General features: G+C 73.7%; 20 protein-coding genes. 11 read left to right on the forward strand and 9 right to left on the reverse strand.

Features of this window, described 5'->3' with window-relative positions:
- Positions 1-85: 85 nt before the first annotated feature.
- On the reverse strand, positions 86-1,012 hold the full coding sequence (locus tag CFP66_RS13800; RefSeq protein ID WP_233159397.1) for a MerR family transcriptional regulator: 927 nt from the start codon (positions 1,010-1,012) through the stop codon (positions 86-88).
- A gap of 45 nt (positions 1,013-1,057) precedes the next feature.
- On the opposite strand from CFP66_RS13800, the gene CFP66_RS13805 reads away from it, so the two are divergent.
- A complete protein-coding gene (locus CFP66_RS13805) occupies positions 1,058-1,834 on the forward strand; it encodes a maleylpyruvate isomerase family mycothiol-dependent enzyme (protein WP_094923692.1) in 777 nt (258 codons plus the stop codon).
- Here CFP66_RS13805 and CFP66_RS13810 read toward each other — a convergent pair whose 3' ends face one another.
- Genes CFP66_RS13810 through CFP66_RS13830 form a run of 5 tightly spaced genes read right to left on the reverse strand, consistent with a single transcriptional unit; the run spans position 1,835 to position 6,127 of the window.
- Positions 1,835-2,434, reverse strand: coding sequence for a bifunctional 2-polyprenyl-6-hydroxyphenol methylase/3-demethylubiquinol 3-O-methyltransferase UbiG (locus tag CFP66_RS13810; protein ID WP_094923694.1), 600 nt, complete (start codon positions 2,432-2,434; stop codon positions 1,835-1,837).
- A gap of 34 nt (positions 2,435-2,468) precedes the next feature.
- A complete protein-coding gene (locus tag CFP66_RS13815) occupies positions 2,469-2,852 on the reverse strand; it encodes a hypothetical protein (RefSeq protein ID WP_094923696.1) in 384 nt (127 codons plus the stop codon).
- A complete protein-coding gene (locus tag CFP66_RS13820; RefSeq protein ID WP_094923698.1) occupies positions 2,849-5,584 on the reverse strand; it encodes an FtsK/SpoIIIE domain-containing protein in 2,736 nt (911 codons plus the stop codon). The genes CFP66_RS13815 and CFP66_RS13820 overlap by 4 nt, the downstream gene beginning before the upstream one ends.
- An 8-nt stretch (positions 5,585-5,592) precedes the next feature.
- Positions 5,593-5,844, reverse strand: coding sequence for a hypothetical protein (locus tag CFP66_RS13825; RefSeq protein WP_094923700.1), 252 nt, complete (start codon positions 5,842-5,844; stop codon positions 5,593-5,595).
- A gap of 22 nt (positions 5,845-5,866) precedes the next feature.
- On the reverse strand, positions 5,867-6,127 hold the full coding sequence (locus CFP66_RS13830) for a hypothetical protein (protein WP_094923702.1): 261 nt from the start codon (positions 6,125-6,127) through the stop codon (positions 5,867-5,869).
- 159 nt (positions 6,128-6,286) lie between these two features.
- On the opposite strand from CFP66_RS13830, the gene CFP66_RS13835 reads away from it, so the two are divergent.
- The 10 genes from CFP66_RS13835 to CFP66_RS13880 all read left to right on the forward strand — a co-directional run bounded on the left by CFP66_RS13835 (position 6,287) and on the right by CFP66_RS13880 (position 14,783).
- Positions 6,287-7,444 carry an MFS transporter gene (locus CFP66_RS13835; RefSeq protein WP_198961430.1) on the forward strand — a complete coding sequence of 386 codons (1,158 nt, stop codon included), beginning with the start codon at positions 6,287-6,289 and terminating at the stop codon, positions 7,442-7,444.
- Positions 7,445-7,553: 109 nt separating this feature from the next.
- Positions 7,554-7,874, forward strand: coding sequence for a helix-turn-helix transcriptional regulator (locus CFP66_RS13840; RefSeq protein WP_094923704.1), 321 nt, complete (start codon positions 7,554-7,556; stop codon positions 7,872-7,874).
- Positions 7,871-8,374, forward strand: coding sequence for an SRPBCC family protein (locus CFP66_RS13845; protein ID WP_094923706.1), 504 nt, complete (start codon positions 7,871-7,873; stop codon positions 8,372-8,374). The genes CFP66_RS13840 and CFP66_RS13845 overlap by 4 nt, the downstream gene beginning before the upstream one ends.
- Positions 8,375-8,509: 135 nt before the next feature.
- Positions 8,510-9,361 (forward strand): nitrilase-related carbon-nitrogen hydrolase, encoded by an 852-nt coding sequence (locus CFP66_RS13850; protein WP_094923709.1) that lies wholly within the window; start codon positions 8,510-8,512, stop codon positions 9,359-9,361.
- Positions 9,358-10,650 (forward strand): aspartate aminotransferase family protein, encoded by a 1,293-nt coding sequence (locus tag CFP66_RS13855; protein WP_094923712.1) that lies wholly within the window; start codon positions 9,358-9,360, stop codon positions 10,648-10,650. Before CFP66_RS13850 ends, CFP66_RS13855 begins: the two co-directional genes overlap by 4 nt.
- Positions 10,647-12,041 carry a dihydropyrimidinase gene (hydA, locus tag CFP66_RS13860; protein WP_094923715.1) on the forward strand — a complete coding sequence of 465 codons (1,395 nt, stop codon included), beginning with the start codon at positions 10,647-10,649 and terminating at the stop codon, positions 12,039-12,041. Before CFP66_RS13855 ends, hydA begins: the two co-directional genes overlap by 4 nt.
- Positions 12,042-12,135: 94 nt before the next feature.
- Positions 12,136-13,137 (forward strand): TIGR03842 family LLM class F420-dependent oxidoreductase, encoded by a 1,002-nt coding sequence (locus CFP66_RS13865; protein ID WP_094923718.1) that lies wholly within the window; start codon positions 12,136-12,138, stop codon positions 13,135-13,137.
- Between the two features lie 15 nt (positions 13,138-13,152).
- The gene (locus CFP66_RS13870; protein ID WP_094923721.1) at positions 13,153-13,452 is read left to right on the forward strand and encodes a DUF1330 domain-containing protein; all 300 of its coding nucleotides are present in this window, start codon (positions 13,153-13,155) and stop codon (positions 13,450-13,452) included.
- A gap of 66 nt (positions 13,453-13,518) precedes the next feature.
- Entirely contained in the window at positions 13,519-13,914 is a 396-nt protein-coding gene (locus CFP66_RS13875) for a cupin domain-containing protein (protein ID WP_233159398.1), read from the forward strand.
- A 2-nt stretch (positions 13,915-13,916) separates the two neighbouring features.
- Positions 13,917-14,783: an NAD(P)-dependent oxidoreductase gene (locus tag CFP66_RS13880; protein WP_094923920.1), complete on the forward strand. Its 867-nt coding sequence runs from the start codon at positions 13,917-13,919 to the stop codon at positions 14,781-14,783.
- Here CFP66_RS13880 and CFP66_RS13885 read toward each other — a convergent pair.
- From CFP66_RS13885 to CFP66_RS13895, 3 genes are read right to left on the reverse strand one after another with little or no spacing between them, the layout of a single operon-like run.
- Positions 14,764-16,143 (reverse strand): PLP-dependent aminotransferase family protein, encoded by a 1,380-nt coding sequence (locus tag CFP66_RS13885; RefSeq protein WP_233159399.1) that lies wholly within the window; start codon positions 16,141-16,143, stop codon positions 14,764-14,766. The genes CFP66_RS13880 and CFP66_RS13885 overlap by 20 nt on opposite strands.
- A 44-nt stretch (positions 16,144-16,187) precedes the next feature.
- On the reverse strand, positions 16,188-17,741 hold the full coding sequence (locus tag CFP66_RS13890) for a multicopper oxidase family protein (protein WP_094923928.1): 1,554 nt from the start codon (positions 17,739-17,741) through the stop codon (positions 16,188-16,190).
- Positions 17,738-18,160: a hypothetical protein gene (locus tag CFP66_RS13895; protein ID WP_143517253.1), complete on the reverse strand. Its 423-nt coding sequence runs from the start codon at positions 18,158-18,160 to the stop codon at positions 17,738-17,740. The genes CFP66_RS13890 and CFP66_RS13895 overlap by 4 nt, the downstream gene beginning before the upstream one ends.
- Positions 18,161-18,188 lie beyond the last annotated feature (28 nt).

Below are 18,188 nucleotides of genomic sequence, written 5' to 3' on the forward strand. Positions count from 1 at the left end.
CGGCCGAGCGCGCCAGAGGACTGCGGGTCGCGCTCCACATCCCCGCGACGGACGTCGGTGCTCCGAACCGCCGCCCGGCACAGCGTCAGCCGGCGCGCCGCCCGTCCACGGAGCACTCGAGGGCGTCGACCAGCCACGCCTGGGCGGTGCCGACCGTCACCGGCTCGCCGGTCACCTCACCCACGAGACTCCAGTAGCGGCGCAGGCGCGGGTCGCGGTCGGTGCTCGCGGTCGTGAGCAGTTCGCGGCGGAACCGGGGGGTGTCGCGGGCGCCTTGCACGCCGGCGTAGGCGGCCACGAAGCGGTCGAGCGCGGGGCCGGCGGCGGGCCGGTTCCCGGCGAGCAGCGACGGACGGGCCAGCTCGCACGCCTCGGCGATCCCGATCAGCAGTTCGGACTCGTCCGAGATCCGCTCGAGGTTGACGCGCCCGCGCGCCCGCATCCGCTGTGCCAGGGCCCGATCGCTGGCCAGGGTGACCATCTCGGCGTACGCCACGACCTGCTGCGGGGTCGGGTCGGCAGGCGGTACCGGCACGCTGACCTCGAGGAACATCTCGAGCAGGTCCCCGGGCAGCGGCGCCACCACCAGCCGGCGCCAGAAGGAGACCAGTGCGTCGTGGGCGGCGCGGTGGTCCTGCACCGCCGCGAGCAGCGCGAGGCGGGCCGCCCGCTCGACCGGCGCGCTCTCCTCGACCGCACGCAGCGTCGCGCGCCGCCATGCGAGCGCGGCCAGCTCGACGTCGAGCGCAGCCCGTTCCGCGGCCACGGCATCGGCGAGCGACCGCTCACCGGTGACGACGCCGGCGATCGCCGGCAGGCCCAGGCCGAGCCCGCGCAGGCGCCGCACGAGGTCGAGCCGGTCGACCGCCGACGCGTCGAACCGGCGGTGCCCACCCGCGCTGCGCTGCGTGTCGAGGATCCCTTCGTCGCAGTAGAAGCGGATGGTGCGCACGCGCACGCCGGTCAGCGCCGCGAGGTCGCCGATCCCGAGGGTGGCCGTGCTGTCGGTCACAGTCGCTGGAACCTCCGGTCGGGTGGAGTTCCTACGGTACGACGCATGCATCAGCTACAGGACCACGAGTTGGACGTCGAACGGCTGGCCACCGGCCTGCGGGAGGAGACCGAGGCCTTCGCCGACGCGGTCGCGGGCCTCGACCCGCACGCGCCGGTACCCACGTGCCCCGAGTGGCGGGTGCGGGACCTCGTCGGGCACATCGGGCAGGCCCACCGGTGGAGCGCGGAGCTCGTGCGCACCCGTGCCGCCGCGCCCGTGCCCGATCCTCGTGCCGCCGAGCCCGGCGACCCGCAGCGCTGGCCGGTGTGGCTGCGGGACGGCGCCGACGAGCTCGTCTCCGCGGTCGTCGACGGCGACCCGGCGACCCCCGTCTGGACGTTCCTCGGCGAGCGCCCGGCCGTCTTCTGGCTCCGCCGCATGCTGGCCGACACGTCGGTGCACCACGCCGACGCCGCGCTGGCGGCGCGGGTCGGCTTCGCGATCGCCCCGGACCTCGCGGCGGACACGATCAGCGAGGGACTCGGGCTGATCAGCGCCGCGGGCACCGCGAACCTGAAGCCCGCGCTGGCCGAGCTGCGCGGTGACGGCCAGACGCTCCAGCTCCGGCCCGACGACCTGGCCGTGGGGTGGTTGATCACACGGACGCCCGGCGGCGTCACGTGGGAGCACCGGACGGCGGATGCGGACGTCGTGGTCTCCGGGACGGTGCGGGACCTCCTGCTCGTGTTCTCCCGGCGCACCGACCCCGACGACGACCGGCTCACGATCACCGGGGACCGGGCGTTGGTGGACCACTGGTGGGCGCACACGACCTTCTGATCAGGCTGCGGGCTTCGTCCAGACCAGCGAGTAGCGCCACAGCGCGTGCCGGCGCAGCCGCGCGCCGGGCAGCTCCCGCTCCGCGGTGCGCCGGACGTCGGCGACGGTGTCCGGAGGCGGCCACACGGTCGGTGCGGAATGCTCCCAGTAGCTACGGCGACGCCGGTGCCAGCGGTGCGCGACCGCCCCGGCGAGCACGTAGGGCAGGTCGTATGGGAGGCGGTGGCGGGGCAGCCCGACCACGGCGAGGACCCCTCCGGGGCGGAGGAGCTCGCGCATCCGGCGCAGTGCGGTGGCGGTGTCCATGTGGTGCAGCACGGCGATCGAGGCCACCAGGTCGAAGGACGCGGGCGCGAAGGGATGGGTGAGGACGTCGCCCCGCACGTACTCGACGCCGTCGTCCTGCGCGCGGGCGAGCTCCAGGCTCGGCGCGTCGAGGTCGATGCCGGTGACGGACGGGACCACCGCCCGCAGCTCGCGGGTGAGCATCCCCTCGCCGCACCCGACGTCGAGCGCCGTGTGGCAGCCGGGCGGGACCGCCCCGAGCACCACGGGGTGGTAGTGGATGTTGTGGTTCCACCGCTCGTCGAGATCAGCCACACCGCCACCTTCCCAGGGCGGTCGTGAGTGGGGGTCAGCGGCGCGCGATCCGCCAGCGGCGGCGCACGGCCTCCTGCAGCTCCGCGGCCCGCGCCTCGACCTCGGCGTCGAGGTCGTCGAGGTCGGCGGGGTCGGCGCGCAGGTCGGGGCCGGGCCGGGGACGCAGCTTCATCCACGACTCCACCCACAGCGCCTCGAGCGCCGCCTCCCAGTGCAGCTCCACGCCCAGCCGGGTCAGCGCCGCCCGCTCGCCCGCACCGTGCATGGCATCCGCGAGCCCCACGAGCTCGCGCACGAGCGCCGCGGCCCGCTCCCGGTCGCGCTCCCGCAGCCCTTCGGCCGCCGCCGTGATGCCGGCGACGACCTCCTTGTACTCCCGGGCCGCGCTCACGGGGCCCTTCCGCAGCCGATCGCTCACGACCCCTCCAGCGACGGCACGATGACGACCTCCGGCTGCGCGTGCTGGGCCCGGTCGAACAGCAGGCCGCGGCCCGGGCGCGGTGACCAGGGGATCATCATCCCGGGCACGAGGGGCTGCAGCTCCGACCCCTGGACGTCGAGCGCGACCCACGCGCCCACGTCGTCGGACGAGGCGCCCATCGTGAGCAGCGCCTTGAGCCGCGCCGGGCTGCGCCACCAGCCCAGGACGTGCACACCGGTCTCCGGTCCGAAGCGCAGGAGCTTGCGCAGCGCCTCCGTGCCCTCCCGCTCCAGGACGGTGTCGGCGGCGTCCGCGGCGTAGAGCACGACGGTGATGTGACGGCGGGGGGTGGTGTCGCCGAGCCGGCCGCCGATGTCCGCGGCGAGCGCCACGACCCGGGCCCGCAGGCCGTCGAGCGTGACGGTCTCCGCCCGCTGCCCCGCCGCGGTGACCTGCTCGGCCAGCCGCTGCGCCGGCTCGGCGGCCTCGGCGACGAGCGGGGCGATCACGACGTCCAGCTCCCCCCGCGGGTGCCGGCCGGCCAGCGACGCCGCGGCGGCGCCGAGCACGCGCACCGCCTCCCGGCCGGCGGAGGCGAACACGGCGAGGTTGCGGCCGGGGGCGTCCGGGAGCCCGACCGCGGCGGCGCTGCCCGCCACGTCGATGCACTGCCCCACGAGCGCGCTCGGCTCACCCTCGGGGAGGCGCGCCAGCAGGTCGGCGAACCGCGGGGAGCGGCTCCCGTCGAACAGACGCGGCTCGCGCCTGCCCTCGGCGTAGGTCTCGTGCAGCACCCGCTGCACCTCGTCGACCGAGCCCTTGCCCGTGGCGTCGGGGATCCGCACCACCTCGTTGCCGTGCGTGTGCCCCGACTCGTGGTTGAGCACCGCGTGCCAGCGCGGCAGGCCGAGCGTGGCGTCGTTCAGCTCGGCGAGCACGCGCCGCGCGCGGGGCAGCGCGATCCGCAGCACGAACTGCTCGAAGATGGCCGGGCGGCCCCAGAACGCCTCGATGCCGGAGACGTCCTGGCTGGCCAGCACCAGGTGGATGCCCTGTGAGCGGCCACGCCGGGCGACGTCCTCGAGCAGCAGCGTGGCCTGGCGCGTCACGGCGTCGCGCTCGGCGAACAGGTACTGGAACTCGTCGATGACCGCGACGATCCGCGGCCAACGCGCGTCCGGGTCGGCGTCGCGCAGCTCCTCGAGCTTGGTGACCTCGTGCGTCTTGGCGGCCTCCGCGCGGCGGCGCATCTCGTCGGAGAGGAACTGCAACAGGGCCAGCCCGAACTCCCGGTCAGTGTTGATGTTGACCCCGACCAGGCGCGCGTGCGGCAGCCACGTGCGGTCCCGCCGCCCGGGGGCGAACTGCGCGAAGGAGACGCCCTCCTTGAAGTCGAGCAGGTAGAACTCGAGCTCGTCCGGGCCGTAGCGCGCTGCCATCGAGCTGATCATCGTGAGCAGCAGGTTCGTCTTGCCCGAGCCGCTCGGGCCACCGATCAGCGCGTGCGGGGCGGCGTCGGACAACGCCATCTGCACCGGCAGCCCGTCGGCGAACCCCACCGGGGCGTGCAACCCGCTGACCGACCGCGTGGTGCCCCATTGCGCCGAAGGCGGGAGCAGGTCGGCGAACGTGCCGATCCGGCTGCGCCAGCGCTCGTGCTCGTCGGCGATCGTGTGGCAGGCGCGCGTGACCTCCGCGGTCGGCAGCGGCGGGTCCGGCTCCACCGTGACGTGCGGACCGGTCATCGACGTGCTCGCGGCGCCGCTGTCGTCGAACCGGACGGTCTCGATGGGCGCGTTCACCGTCATCGGGACGTCCAGCAGCACCAGCTGCACCCCGCACGCGAGCCCGCCGCGGGCCACCCGCTGCAGCTGGCGGTGGTCGTCGGCGGAGAGCGCCGCCCGGTTTCCCACGAGCACCGCGACGACCCACGGCTCGGTGCGCCCGCCGGTGGTCTCGGCCATCGCCCGCAGCGACGGGTGCCCGTCCACGAGCACGCGGGTGTGAACGCGTCGGATCCGGTCGGACAGCTCTTCGAGCAGCTGGGCGAGCATGCTCGGGTCGTGGACGGTGAGCAGCCCGGTGCGGGTCAGCGGATAGAGCCCGGGCAGCGATCCGGTGAACTGGCCGACGTCCCACACGTGCAGGTGCACCATGCCGGGCCGGAAGCTGCTCATCACGCGCAGCAGCAGGTTCTCCACCAGCGCCTCGGCGCGCGCCCGGCTGTCGTGGGTGGAGGTGATCTGCAGGTGGGACTCGTCCAGCAGCGGTACGGCGACCGGCAGGCCCGGCTCGGCGCCGCCGATCCGCCCGGTGCCGATCGACCACAGCGCGGGCACCGGCCCGGCGCCGTCGGTCTTGCCGACCTGACCGAGCCACTGGTCCGGTTCGCGGCCGGCGGCGTCCGGAGCGGCCTCGGCGAGGATGCGCGCGAGCCGCTGCGGACCCCCGTCCAACCACTCCCCGAACGCCGCGGTCCGGTCGGACCGCACCCGCTCCAGCGGGCCGGCGAGGCGGGGGTTGGTGAGCAGCCCGCGCAGCTCCGGGTCGGCCTGCGCGCCGTCCAGCCCCTCGGTGCGCAGCCACATCTCGGCCATCGCCTCGGCGTGGGCGCGCACGGTGGCCTCGCGGGCGCCCTCGGCCGCGCCGAGCGCGCGCGCCATCGCGGCGCACAGCGCGTCGAACGCCGCCGTGATGCGCTGCTGGCGCTTGCTCGGCCCGCGTGCCACGGCCGGGCCTACAGCCGCGCGTCGATGTCGGCGACGGCGGCCACGCCACCGCTGATGAACCCGAGCCCGCGATCCAGCTCCTCGGCCGCCCGCTGCAGCTCGACGGGCACCAACGGCTCGGAGTGCTGCGGGTCCAGCCCGTCGAGCACGGCGACGGCGTCGGCGATCCGGTCACGCGCGACCCCTGCGTGCTGGTAGGCGCTGCCGAGCTGCTCGGCCACCCCCGCCAGCACCACCCGGATCTCACCGAGTCCACTCATGTGATCTCCTCGCCGGGCGAGCTCACAGCCGGTTCGCGACGCCCTCGGACGCCTGGATCGCCGCCTGCACGGCCTGCTGCACCTCACCGATGCTGCTGACGGCCTGGGCGAGCAGCCCGTTCGCCTCCGAGACGTCGGACTGTGCGCTGCCCTCGGTGACGCGCAGTAGCGCGCCCTGCGCCTGTTCGAGCGAGGAGTGGGCCTGCTGCAGCGCTCCGAGACTCTCCGAGGCCTTGTCGTTGGCCAGCGCGATGCCGGCTCGAACCTCTTCGATGCTCGCCATGTCCCCGTAACTCCCCTGATCCCCGTACCCGTTACTACCCGTACAAATCTAACCGCGTTGTGGCTACCCGGCGCATGCGGCCCGTTACTCGGTTTCCGGCCGAGTGCGGCCGCCCTACGCTCGTCCGTCGTGGTGCACGGGGGGCGCGCGACGCGGCGCATGATCAGCGATCATGGCAGCCGCGGCGGCGGCATCCTGATCGGGGCACTGGCCGTCGACTCGCTCGGCAACGGGCTGTTCCTCCCCCTCTCGCTGGTCTACTTCGTGCAGCTCACGGACGTGCCGCTCGCCCTGATCGGGATTCTGCTCAGCATCGCCAACGCGATCACCCTTCCGATCCCCGTGTGGGCCGGCACGCTCGCCGACCGGTTCGGCGCGCTGCCGCTGGTGGTCGGCGCGCAACTGCTGCAGGCCGTCGGGTTCCTGGCGTACGCGTGGGTGGCGGGGCCGGTGGGCATCCTCGTCTCCGCCGCGCTCGTCGCGATCGGGGTGCGGTTCTTCTGGTCGGCGGTGTTCACCGCCATCGCCGACCACGTCGACGGCGGCACGTCCACGCTGAGCCGCGACACCTGGTACGCACTGGCCAACGGCGCGCGGACGGCCGGGCTCGCGGCCGGCGGGCTCGTCACCGGGATCGTCGTGGCCGACGGCCGGGAGGCCACCTACCGCGCGGTCGCCTACGTGGCGGCCGGCTGCTTCGCGCTGGCCGCGGTCCTCATCACGGCGTTCGTCCGGACCGGGCCCGGCCACGCGCACGAACCACTGGCGCGCTCCGGCTACGCCACCCTGCTGCGCGACCGCCCCTTCCTCGGCCTGGTCGCCCTCAACTCGGTGTACGCCCTGAGCAGCATGATGCTCGGTGTCGCGCTCCCGACGGTGGTGCTCACCTGGCTGGCGCAGCCGGCGTGGCTGACCTCGGTGGTCCTCGCGGGCAACGCGGTGCTGATCACGCTGCTGTCCGCGCCCGTCGTGCGCAGGCTCGACGGCTTCCGCCGCACCCGCAGCATCGTCGTCGCCGCGCTGCTGTGGACGGGGTGGTGCGCCTCGCTCGCGGTCCTCGGGCCGGGGCAGGCCGGCTGGGTCCTGCCGGTGCTCATCGGTGGCACGTTGCTGTTCACGGCGGCCGAACTGGTGCACGCACCGGTCTCGATGGGTTTGGCCGCCGCGGTGGCGCCGCCCGCCGCGCGGGGTCGCTACCTCGCCACGTTCCAGTACTCGTTCGCCGTGTCCTCGATCATCGCCCCGCGTTCTTCGCCACCTTGTTCGAGCTGGGTCCGCCCCTGCCGTGGATCGCGCTGGGCCTGCTCAACGCCGTGAGCGTCGTCGGGGTGCTGGTGCTGGAGCGCCGGCTCCCGCCACAGGCACTCCGCGACCCCACCCCTTCTGTCACTTGACGGTTACGTAGCAGCTCGGTTACAAAAGACGGGTGTCCGACGACGCCGTCTTCGAGGCCCTCGCCGATCCCACGCGCCGGCGCATCCTCGAGCTCGTCGCTTCCGGCGAGCGCACCGCGGGCGAGCTGGCCGCCGAGTTCGCGACGTCCCGGCCCGCCGTCTCGCGGCACCTGCGGGTGCTGCGCGACGCCGGGCTCGTCGCGTGGCGGGGTGACGCGCAGCGGCGCCTCTACCGGCTCGACGCGGCCCCGCTCGCCGATGCGGGGGCGTGGATCGAGCGCACGCGCAGCAACTGGGCGACCCGGCTGGACGCCTTCGAGAAGCACCTGGACGAGAGGTGGAACGAGGAATGACCGAGCACCCCGACACCGCCCCTTCCCGCGACGACCGGCGCGGCACGCTGGGCGTCGGCGAGGACGGGCAGTGGCAGATCCGGTTCGAGCGCCGCGTCCCGCACCCGCCGGAGCGGGTGTGGGAAGCGCTGGTCGACGTCGACCAGCAGGACTCCTGGGTCCCCGGCGTGCGGATCCACGCCCGGGTCGGCGGGCCGGTCGTGTTCGACTTCGACGCCGAGGGACGCGCCGAGGGCGAGGTGCTGCTCGTCGACCCGCCCCGCGCGCTGGAGCACACCTGGCTGTGGCCCGACGAGCCGGCGTCCACCGTCCGCTGGGAGATCAGCGCGGACGGCGACGGCTCGGTGCTGGTGCTGCTGCACCGACCGCTGCGTCCCGAGCCCGCCGCCGACTACGCCACGGGCTGGCACGCGATGCTCGACGCGCTGGCCGCCCACCTGGACGGCGAGACACCCGCCGAACCGGACTACGCCGTTCTGAGCGAGGTGTACGCGCGCTGACGCCGCGCGGGAGGTCCGCGCGAGGTCCCCGGGATGTCCGCGGGATGTCAATGCGATTGGGTCTTGCACTGGGGCCTCTCCGCGTTCGAAGGTGACCACTTCCCCTCTCGGGCGAGCACGGCGGAGGTTCTTCAGATGTCGGATGGGTCCCGCGTGGTGCGGGCGGCGTTGCTGCAGGCCAAGTGGACGGGCGACACCGCGTCCATGATCGAGGTGCACGAGTCCTACGCGCGCTCGGCCGCCGAGCAGGGGGCGAAGGTGATGGGCTTCCAGGAGGTCTTCAACGCCCCGTACTTCTGCCAGGTGCAGGAGTCGGAGCACTACCGGTGGGCGGAACCGGTGCCGGACGGCCCGACGGTGCAGCGCATGCAGGCGCTGGCCAAGGAGACCGGGATGGTGCTGGTCGTGCCGGTCTTCGAGGTCGAGAGCGCCGGGAACTACTACAACACCGCCGCCGTGATCGACGCCGACGGCAGCTTCCTGGGCAAGTACCGCAAGCACCACATCCCGCAGGTCAAGGGCTTCTGGGAGAAGTACTACTTCAAGCCGGGCAACCTCGGCTGGCCGGTCTTCGACACCGCGGTCGGCAAGGTCGGCGTGTACATCTGCTACGACCGGCACTTCCCGGAGGGCTGGCGGGCGCTCGGCCTCGCGGGCGCGCAGATCGTGTTCAACCCCAGCGCCACGAGCCGCAGCCTGTCGTCCTACCTGTGGAAGCTCGAGCAGCCGGCCGCGGCCGTGGCCAACGAGTACTTCGTGGCGGCGATCAACCGCGTCGGCGTGGAGGAGTACGGCGACAACGACTTCTACGGCACGAGCTACTTCGTCGACCCGCGGGGACAGTTCGTCGGCGAGGTCGCGAGCGGCTCCGACGAGGAGCTGCTCGTCCGCGACCTGGACCTCGACCTGATCGACGAGGTGCGCCAGACCTGGGCGTTCTACCGCGACCGCCGTCCCGACGCCTACGGATCGCTGGCGCAGGCATGAGCGACGCCGACGACCTGCTCGCCCGCACCCGGGCGGTGCTGCCGTCCTGGCTGGCGATCTACTACCAGGAACCGATCGAGATCGAGCGCGGCGAGGGCCGGCACGTCTGGGACACCGACGGCACCCGCTACCTCGACTTCTTCGGCGGCATCCTCACCACGATGACCGCGCACGCGTTGCCCGAGGTCACCAAGGCCGTGGCCGACCAGGCCGGGCGGATCATCCACAGCTCCACGCTGTACCTGAACCGGCCGATGGTGGAGCTGGCCGAGCAGATCGCGGCGGTGTCCGACCTCCCCGACGCCAAGGTCTTCCTCACCACGTCGGGCACCGAGGCCAACGACACCGCCTTGCTGCTGGCCAGCTCGCTGCGCCGGTCGAACCAGATCCTGGCGCTGCGCAACAGCTACCACGGCCGGTCGTTCTCCACGGTGGCGATCACCGGCAACCGGACGTGGTCACCCACGTCGCTCTCGCCGTTCCAGGTCTACTACGTGCACGGCGGGCAGCAGTACCGCTCGCCCTACGCCGGCCTGTCGGACGGCGAGTACATCGCCGCCTGCGTCGCCGACCTCAACGAGGTGCTCGACCAGGCGGGCGGCGACGTCGCCGCGCTGATCGCCGAGCCGATCCAGGGCGTCGGCGGCTTCACCTCCGGCCCGGACGGCCTGCTGGGCGCGTTCGCGGAGGTCCTGCGCGAACGCGGCATCCTGTGGATCTCCGACGAGGTGCAGACCGGCTGGGGCCGCACCGGGGAGCACTTCTGGGGCTGGCAGGCCCACGGCGCGCGGCCCGACATCGTCACGTTCGCCAAGGGCGTCGGCAACGGGCTGTCGATGGGCGGGGTCATCGCGCGCGCCGAGGTGATGGACTGCCTCGGCGCCAACTCGATCTCGACGTTCGGCGGCTCCCCGCTGACCTCGGCGGGCGCCCTGGCCAACCTGCGCCACCTGCTCGACCACGATCTGCAGGGCAACGCCGCCCGCCACGGGCCCACGCTCCTGGCCGGTCTGCGGGCGCACGGCTCGCCGATCGTCGGCGACGTCCGCGGCAAGGGCCTGATGATCGGGGTGGAGCTCGTGCGCCCGGGCACCGGCAGCCCGGGCGAGCCGGCACCGGAGCTGGCCAACGCCGTGCTGGAGGCCTGCAAGCGCCGCGGGCTGCTCGTAGGCAAGGGCGGGCTGCACGGCAACGCGCTGCGCATCGCCCCGCCGCTCTCGCTCACCGCCGAGGAGGCCGAGGAGGGGCTCGCCACCCTCGTGGCCGCGATCGAGGAGGTCACGCCGTGACCCGCACGCTGATCCGCAACGGGTTGGTCGTCACCGCGTCGGACGAGCTGAGCGCCGACGTCCTGATCGAGGACGAGAAGATCGTGGCGGTCGTCGACCCGGCGGTCTCGCAGGGCTGGACGGCCGACACCGTCATCGACGCCACGGACCGCTACGTCATCCCCGGCGGCGTGGACGCGCACACGCACATGGAGATGCCGTTCGGCGGCACCGTCGCGTCCGACACCTTCGAGACCGGCACCCGGGCCGCGGCGTGGGGCGGCACCACCACGATCGTCGACTTCGCGATCCAGCCCCGCGGCGGCTCGCTGCGCGAGGGCCTCGACGCGTGGCACGCCAAGGCCGAGGGCAACTGCGCCGTCGACTACGCCTTCCACATGATCATGTCCGACGTCACCGACTCCTCGCTGAAGGAGATGGAGGCGCTGGTCGGCGAGGGCATCACCAGCTTCAAGCTGTTCATGGCCTACCCGGGCAACCTCTACAGCGACGACGGGCGGATCCTGCGGGCGCTGCAGAAGGGCGCCGAGACCGGCGGGCTGGTCATGATGCACGCCGAGAACGGCATCGCGATCGACGTGCTCGTGGAGCAGGCGCTGGCCCGCGGCCAGAGCGACCCCCGCTACCACGGCGTGGTGCGCCACGCCCTGCTGGAGGCCGAGGCCACGCACCGGGCCATCAAGCTCGCGCAGGTGGCGGGCGCGCCGATCTACATCGTGCACCTCTCGGCCATCGAGGCGCTGGCCGAGATCACCCGCGCCCGCGACGAGGGCTACAACGCCTTCGCCGAGACGTGCCCGCAGTACCTCTACCTCTCGTCGGCGGACCTCGCCCGGCCGGACTTCGAGGGCGCGAAGTACGTCTGCTCCACGCCCTTGCGGCCCGTGGATCACCAGGCGGCGCTGTGGCGCGGGCTGCGCACCGACGATCTGTCGGTGGTGTCCACCGACCACTGCCCGTTCTGCTTCAAGGACCAGAAGGAACTGGGGCTGGGCGACTTCTCCAAGATTCCCAACGGGCTGCCCGGCGTCGAGACGCGGATGGACCTGCTGCACCAGGCCGTGCTCGACGGGCACATCGGGCGACGGCGCTGGATCGAGATCGCCTGCGCCACGCCGGCCCGGATGTTCGGCCTCTACCCGCGCAAGGGCACCATCGCCCCCGGCGCCGACGCCGACGTGGTCGTCTACGACCCGGCAGCCCAGCAGGTGCTGTCGGCGCAGACGCACCACATGAACGTCGACTACTCCCCCTACGAGGGCAGGGCGATCACCGGCCGCGCGGAGACAGTGCTGTCACGCGGAAAAGTGATCGTGGAGAAGGGCGAGTACCACGGAAGCGCAGGCCACGGCCGCTTCCAACAGCGCAGCACGTGCCAATACCTCAAATGACGGTCAACACCCCGCACCTTGGAGCCATAGTGCTGTTCTGCCGGCCGAAAAACAGCAGTGAGGATCCAAGGTGCGGTCGGGGTGGGGGCACGTGATGGATGTGGGGCTCGTTCTTCAGGCCGATCCGCCTGCTCAGGGCGTCGTCGATCTCATGGTGCGGGGTGAGTCGCTGGGGTTCAGCCACGGGTGGACCTTCGACTCGCACGTCCTGTGGCAGGAGCCCTACGTCCTCTACCCGCGGATCCTGGAGCGGACGTCCCGGCTGGTGGTCGGGCCGATGGTCACCAACCCGGCCACCCGCGACTGGACCGTGCTCGCCTCGATGCACGCCACGCTGGGCGAGCAGTTCGGCAACCGGACGGTCTGCGGCATCGGCCGCGGCGACTCCGCCGTGCGCGTGCAGGGCCGCCCGCCCACCACGTTGGCCCGGCTCGAGGAGTCGATCCACGTGATCCGCGAGCTCGCCGAGGGCCGGGCCGTGGACATGCACGGCACGACCGTGCAGATCCCCTGGATCGCCGAGGGCGCGCAGCTGCCGGTGTGGATGGCCGGGTACGGCCCGAAGGCGCTCGACCTCGTCGGGCGCGCGGCCGACGGGTTCATCCTGCAGCTCGCCGACCCCTACCTCGTCGAATGGACGATCAAGACGGTGCGGGCCGCCGCGGAGGCCGCGGGCCGTGATCCGGCGTCGATCACGATGTGCGTGGCCGCACCCGCGTACGTCGGCGAGGACCTCGCCCACGCCCGCGACCAGTGCCGCTGGTTCGGCGGGATGGTGGGCAACCACGTGGCCGATCTCGTCACGCGCTACGGCGAGGGGTCCACGGCCGTGCCGGCGGCGCTCACCGCCTACATCGCGGGCCGCGAGGGGTACGACTACCGCCACCACGGCCGGGCGGGGAACCGGTCCACCGACTTCGTGCCCGACGAGGTCGTCGACCGCTTCTGCCTGCTCGGCCCGCCCGCGGCCCAGCGGGAGCGGCTCGCGGAGCTGCACGAGTTGGGTGTGGACCAGTTCGCGATCTACGCGATGCACGACGCCCGCGAGTCGACGATCGAGGCGTACGGCGCCTCGGTCATCCCCGCGCTGGCCTGATCGAGGAGGAGCGCAGTGCCCGGATACATCATCCTGAACGGCGAGGTCACCGACCCCGACGCCTACGAGGAGTACAAGGCGGGAACCCCGCAGGTCATCGCCGAGCACGGCGGGCGCTTCCTCGCCCGCGGCGGCACGGCCACGGCGGTCGAGGGTGAGTGGCTGCCGCGGGTCGTGATCGTCGAGTTCCCCAGCTACGACGCCGCCCTCGCCTTCTACCGGTCACCGGAGTACCAGCGGCTGGTCGAGATCCGGAAGGGGTGCAGCACCGCGTCGGTCGTGATCACTGAGGGGCTTCCCGCGACCACGCCGTAACCGGTACAGCAGATCGGGCCACTAGTGGCCCAGTCCTATGGACCGGTCCGGGCCTAGCCTCGGTCCGTGCAGTCCTCCTCCGACACGGTCCTCACCGCGCTCGCCCACGCACCCCTGCCACAGGTCCCCGACCGCGCCGAGGTCATGACGGCCACGGTCGAGCTCCCGCCCGGCTCCCCGGGCACCCCACCGCATCGCCACTCCGGCCCCGTGTACGGCTATGTCACGGAGGGGGAGATCCTCTTCGAGCTGGAGGGCGAGCCGGAGCGGGTCATCCGCGCCGGGGAGGCGTTCTGGGAGCCCGGCGGCGACGTCATCCACTACCAGGCGGGCAACGCCGCCGCCGAGGGCTGGAGCCGCTTCGTGGTCGTGATGATCCACGCACCCGGCGAGCCCATGCTCACCCTGGTCGACGAGGCAGAGCTCGAGGCCAGGCGGCACCTGCGCCACCCCAGGCCGTGACGATGCGGATCCTCCTGGCCGGAGCCACCGGCGTCATCGGCAGGCGGCTGGTCCCGCTCCTGGTTGCCGACGGCCACCACCTGACGGCCCTGACCCGCCGACCGGACCGCCTCCCCCTGCTCCGGGCCGCCGGAGCGCACCCGGTGGTCGCCGACGTCCTCGATGCGGACGCCGTGGCGGCCGCGGTGCACGACGCCGCTCCCGACGTCGTCGTGCACCAGCTCACCGACCTCGGCAGCGGCGACCCCGCGGCCAATGCCGAGGTGCGCGTGACGGGCACCCGCCACCTCGTCGACGCCGCGCTCGCCGCCGGCACCCGCCGGATCGTCGCCCAGAGCATCGCGTGGGCCTACGCGGGCGGCGGGGCCCCCGCGGACGAGGACGCCCCGCTGGACCTGGACGCCCCGGAGCCGCGCAGCACCAGCGTGCGCGGGATCGCCGCCCTCGAAGCGGCCGTGCGGGAGGCGCCGGAATGGGTGGTGCTGCGCTACGGGATGTTCTACGGCCCGGACACCTGGTTCACCGCGGACGGGCTCCGGGCCGCGGACGCGCGCGCCGGCCGCTTGCCCGCGGACGGCGACGTCACGAGCTTCCTGCACGTCGACGACGCGGCCGCGGCCGCCGTGGCCGCCCTGTCCTGGCCGTCGGGCGCGGTGAACGTCTGCGACGACGAGCCGGCCGCGGCCCGGGACTGGGTGCCGCGGTTCTGCGAGGCGGTCGGCGCTCCACCACCGGGACCGGCCGCCGGGACCGCCAGGCGCCCCTGGGCGCGGGGGGCGGACAACCGGCGGGCCCGCGAGGAGCGCGGGTGGACTCCGCGGCACCACTCGTGGCGCACCGGGTTCGCGCTCACCGCAGGAGCTCGATGAGGGCGTCGAGCGCCGGGCGCCACGCGTGCGCGGCGGGTGTGGCGTAGCCGATCACCAACGCGCCGGGGCGCTCGGGCGCGGGCCGGTGCCAGTACCTGCTGGTGTGCAGCCCGTGCAGCCGCACGCCGGAGCGCTCGCCCGCGGCCACCAGGTCCCGTTCCTGCGCGGCCGACCCGACGGGCAGCAGCGCGTGCAGCCCGGCGGCGACGCCCGCAGGTACGGGTCCGCCGATCGCCGCGAGGCGGTTCCCGAGTTCCTCCCGCCGCCTGCGGTAGGCGAGCCGGACCCGCCGGACGTGACGGTCGTAGTCGCCGCGTCCGAGCAGGTCGGCGAGCGTCAGCTGGTCGACGGCCGGCACCGCGGCCGCCACGGCCACCATCTCCTCGCGCAGCGCCGCCCGCAGCGCCTGCGGGACGACCAACCAGCCGATCCGCATCGCGGGAGCGAGGGTCTTGCTGACGCTGCCGGCGAAGACGACGCGGTCGGGATCGAGCGGTTGCATCGCCCCGACGGGCTGCCGGTCGTAGCGGAACTCGCCGTCGTAGTCGTCCTCGACGACGAATCCGCCGCATCGGCGCGCCCACGCGACGACGCCCGCCCGGTGTTCCGGGGCGAGCGGCATCCCGTACGGGTGCTGGTGCGCCGGCGTGAGCACGGCGAGGGCCGGCCGGTCGGGCAGGGCGGACGGATCCGCACCGCCCGGCCCGACGGGCAGCGGCCGCACGTGCAGCCGCGCGGCCTGCAGCACCTGCCGGTGCCGGGCGAAACCCGGGTCCTCGGTCACCGCATCCCGGACACCCAGCGCGTGCACCGCCCGCCCGAGCAGCGCCAGCGCCTGCGTGAACCCTGCGGTGACGACCACCGACTCCGGCGCGGCCTGCACCCCCCGGGTGCGGGCGATGTGGTCGGCGACGGCGGCCCGCAGCACCGGGAGTCCCGCGGTGTCGACGTAGTCGAGCGGGGCGCTGCTCCCCGCGAGCACCCGGCGCACGGCGCCCGCCCACGCCGCGCGCGGGAACGCGCTCACGTCGGGGCGCCCCGGCCGCAGGTCGATGCACGACCCGCCCGATGCGGACGGTGACCGCTTCGCACGCGGACGCGCGGTCGCGGTGGCGACGTCGTTGACGACGGTGCCGGAGCCGGCCACCCCGACGAGCCAGCCCTCGGCGACGAGCTGGTCGAAGACCTGCACGACGGTGCCGCGGGCCAATCCGAGGTCGGCGGCGAGGCTGCGGGTGCCGGGCAGCCGGGTGCCGGGGGCGAGCCGACCGGAGCGCACCGCGTCGCGCAGGGCCACCTCGAGCGCACGACCACGCCCACGACCGGGCTGGAGATCGAGATGCAGGTCCTGACCGCGCACGTGACCATCGAAGGGCAGGGTCGCGGCGCGGACAAGAGCGGGGGTCAGACCGTCCGGATCGTCGCCATCATCGCCATGTCCTCGTGCTCGAGGTTGTGGCAGTGGAAGACGAACCGGCCGGCGTGCTCGGTGAAGCGCACCGCGACCTCGACGACCTCGGCCGGACGGACGTCCACGGTGTCCTTCCACCCGCCGTCGTAGGGCGAGGGCGGCCGCCCGCCACGGCTGCGCACCTGGAACGCGTCCAGGTGCACGTGCACCGGGTGGTGGACGTCGGTGACGAACCGCCACACCTCGATCTCGCCGAGCCGGATGTCCGCGAGCGAGGTGTTCGGGTCGAAGGACGTGCCGTTGATCGTCCAGCCCTTGTGGTCGCCGACCGCGCCACGACCGAAGCGGAACGTCCGCTCGGTCGCCCCGGCCGGCGGTACCAGCGGCTCGATCCCGGCGAGCCGGTCGGGCACCCGGCTGTCGTCGGCGGCGCTGCGCACGACCCGGAACCGCATCACGTCACCCGCCCGCCCCCCGTCGAGGCCGTTGACCATCGTGACCTCGGTGCCGACCGGCAGCACGGAGAAGTCGACGACCACGTCGAACCGCTCGCCCGGCGCCATCTCGATCGCCTCGTGCGTGACGGGTGCGGCGAGCAGCCCGCCGTCGGAGCCGATCTGCACGAGCGGCACCGCAGGCCCGCCGGGCACCGTCAGCGCGATCCGGAAACGCCGGGCGTTCGCGGCGTTGAGCAGGCGCAGCCGGTAGCGCGCGGCGTCCACCTCGTGCACCGGCCATGGCGCGCCGTTGACGAGCACGACGTCACCGAGCACGCCTTCCATCCACGCGTCCTCCACGCCGGGGAGCGAGCGCATCCCCTGGTCCAGGCCCGGGTAGGCGAAGGAGCCGTCCACCGCGAAGGCGCGGTCGCAGATCATCAACGGCAGCTCGCGCTCGCCGCGCGGGAGCGGGAGCGCGTCCTCGACGTCGTCGCGAACCAGGTGGAAGCCGGCGAGCCCGCGGTAGACCGCAGGTGCCGTGAAATCCATCCGGTGGTCGTGGTACCAGAGCGTGGCGGCGCGCTGATCGTTCGGGTAGCGGTGCTCGCGCTCCCCCGCGGCGAGGTCCCCGACCATCCCGTGGTGGCCGGTCCAGTCGCTGGTGTCGCCCACCGGGAGCACGAGGTCGAGCGGCCACCCGTCGTGCTCGGCAGGCGTGTGCCCGCCGTGCAGGTGCACCACGGTGGGCACCGGCAGCTCGTTGCGGTGCCGCACCACGACCGGACGCCCGCGACGGGTCTCGAACGTCGGGCCGGGGAAGATCCCGTCGTAGCCGAGGACCGGCGTCCGGTACCCCGGGATGATCTCCTGCTCGACCACCCGCTGCGTCACGCGGTAGAGCTCCGCCCCCGCCTCGTCGACGCCGACCGGCCGCGCCACCGGCGGCACCGGCAGCGGCACCCGGAACGGCTCGGGCAACGGCAGCGCGCTGGCCAGCACCTCTCCGGTGGATCCGGCGGGGAGCGCTCCGCACGCCGGGAGCGCCGCGAGCGCCGCCGCCCCGCCGAGCAGCCCCAGGAACCCCCGCCGCGACACCCGCGGGCTCATCGCCGCCCCCGTGGCCGGGCGGCCACCGGCATCCACGCCCAGGTCGTGAGCAGGACCGCGCCGACGACGATCCCCACACCGAGCGGCACGTGCAGGTTCAGCTCGCGGCCGTAACCGAACCCGATCTGGAAGCCGTCGGCCAGGAACAGCAGCACCGCGACCGGCAGGATCCACACCCGCCCCCGGACGACGAGCACGTAGGCCAGCGCCGCGGCGATCACGACCATCGCCACGAACGTCAGCAGCGAGCCGACGAGCCCGTGCGCCGCCATCGCGTCGACGTCACCGATCAGGTACCTGCCGGCGAGCACCGGCTGTGCGAGTACCGCCAGCAGGTGCACGGAGAGCACCAGCCGCAGCGTCCAGAGGGTGATCCGGGGCCTCCGCACGGGAACCGCCGGAGGGGCGAGAGTGTCCACGCTCGGGACGCTATAGGTAGAGAGCCTA

It is taken from the genome of Pseudonocardia sp. MH-G8, from assembly GCF_002262885.1.
GTDB lineage: Bacteria > Actinomycetota > Actinomycetes > Mycobacteriales > Pseudonocardiaceae > Pseudonocardia.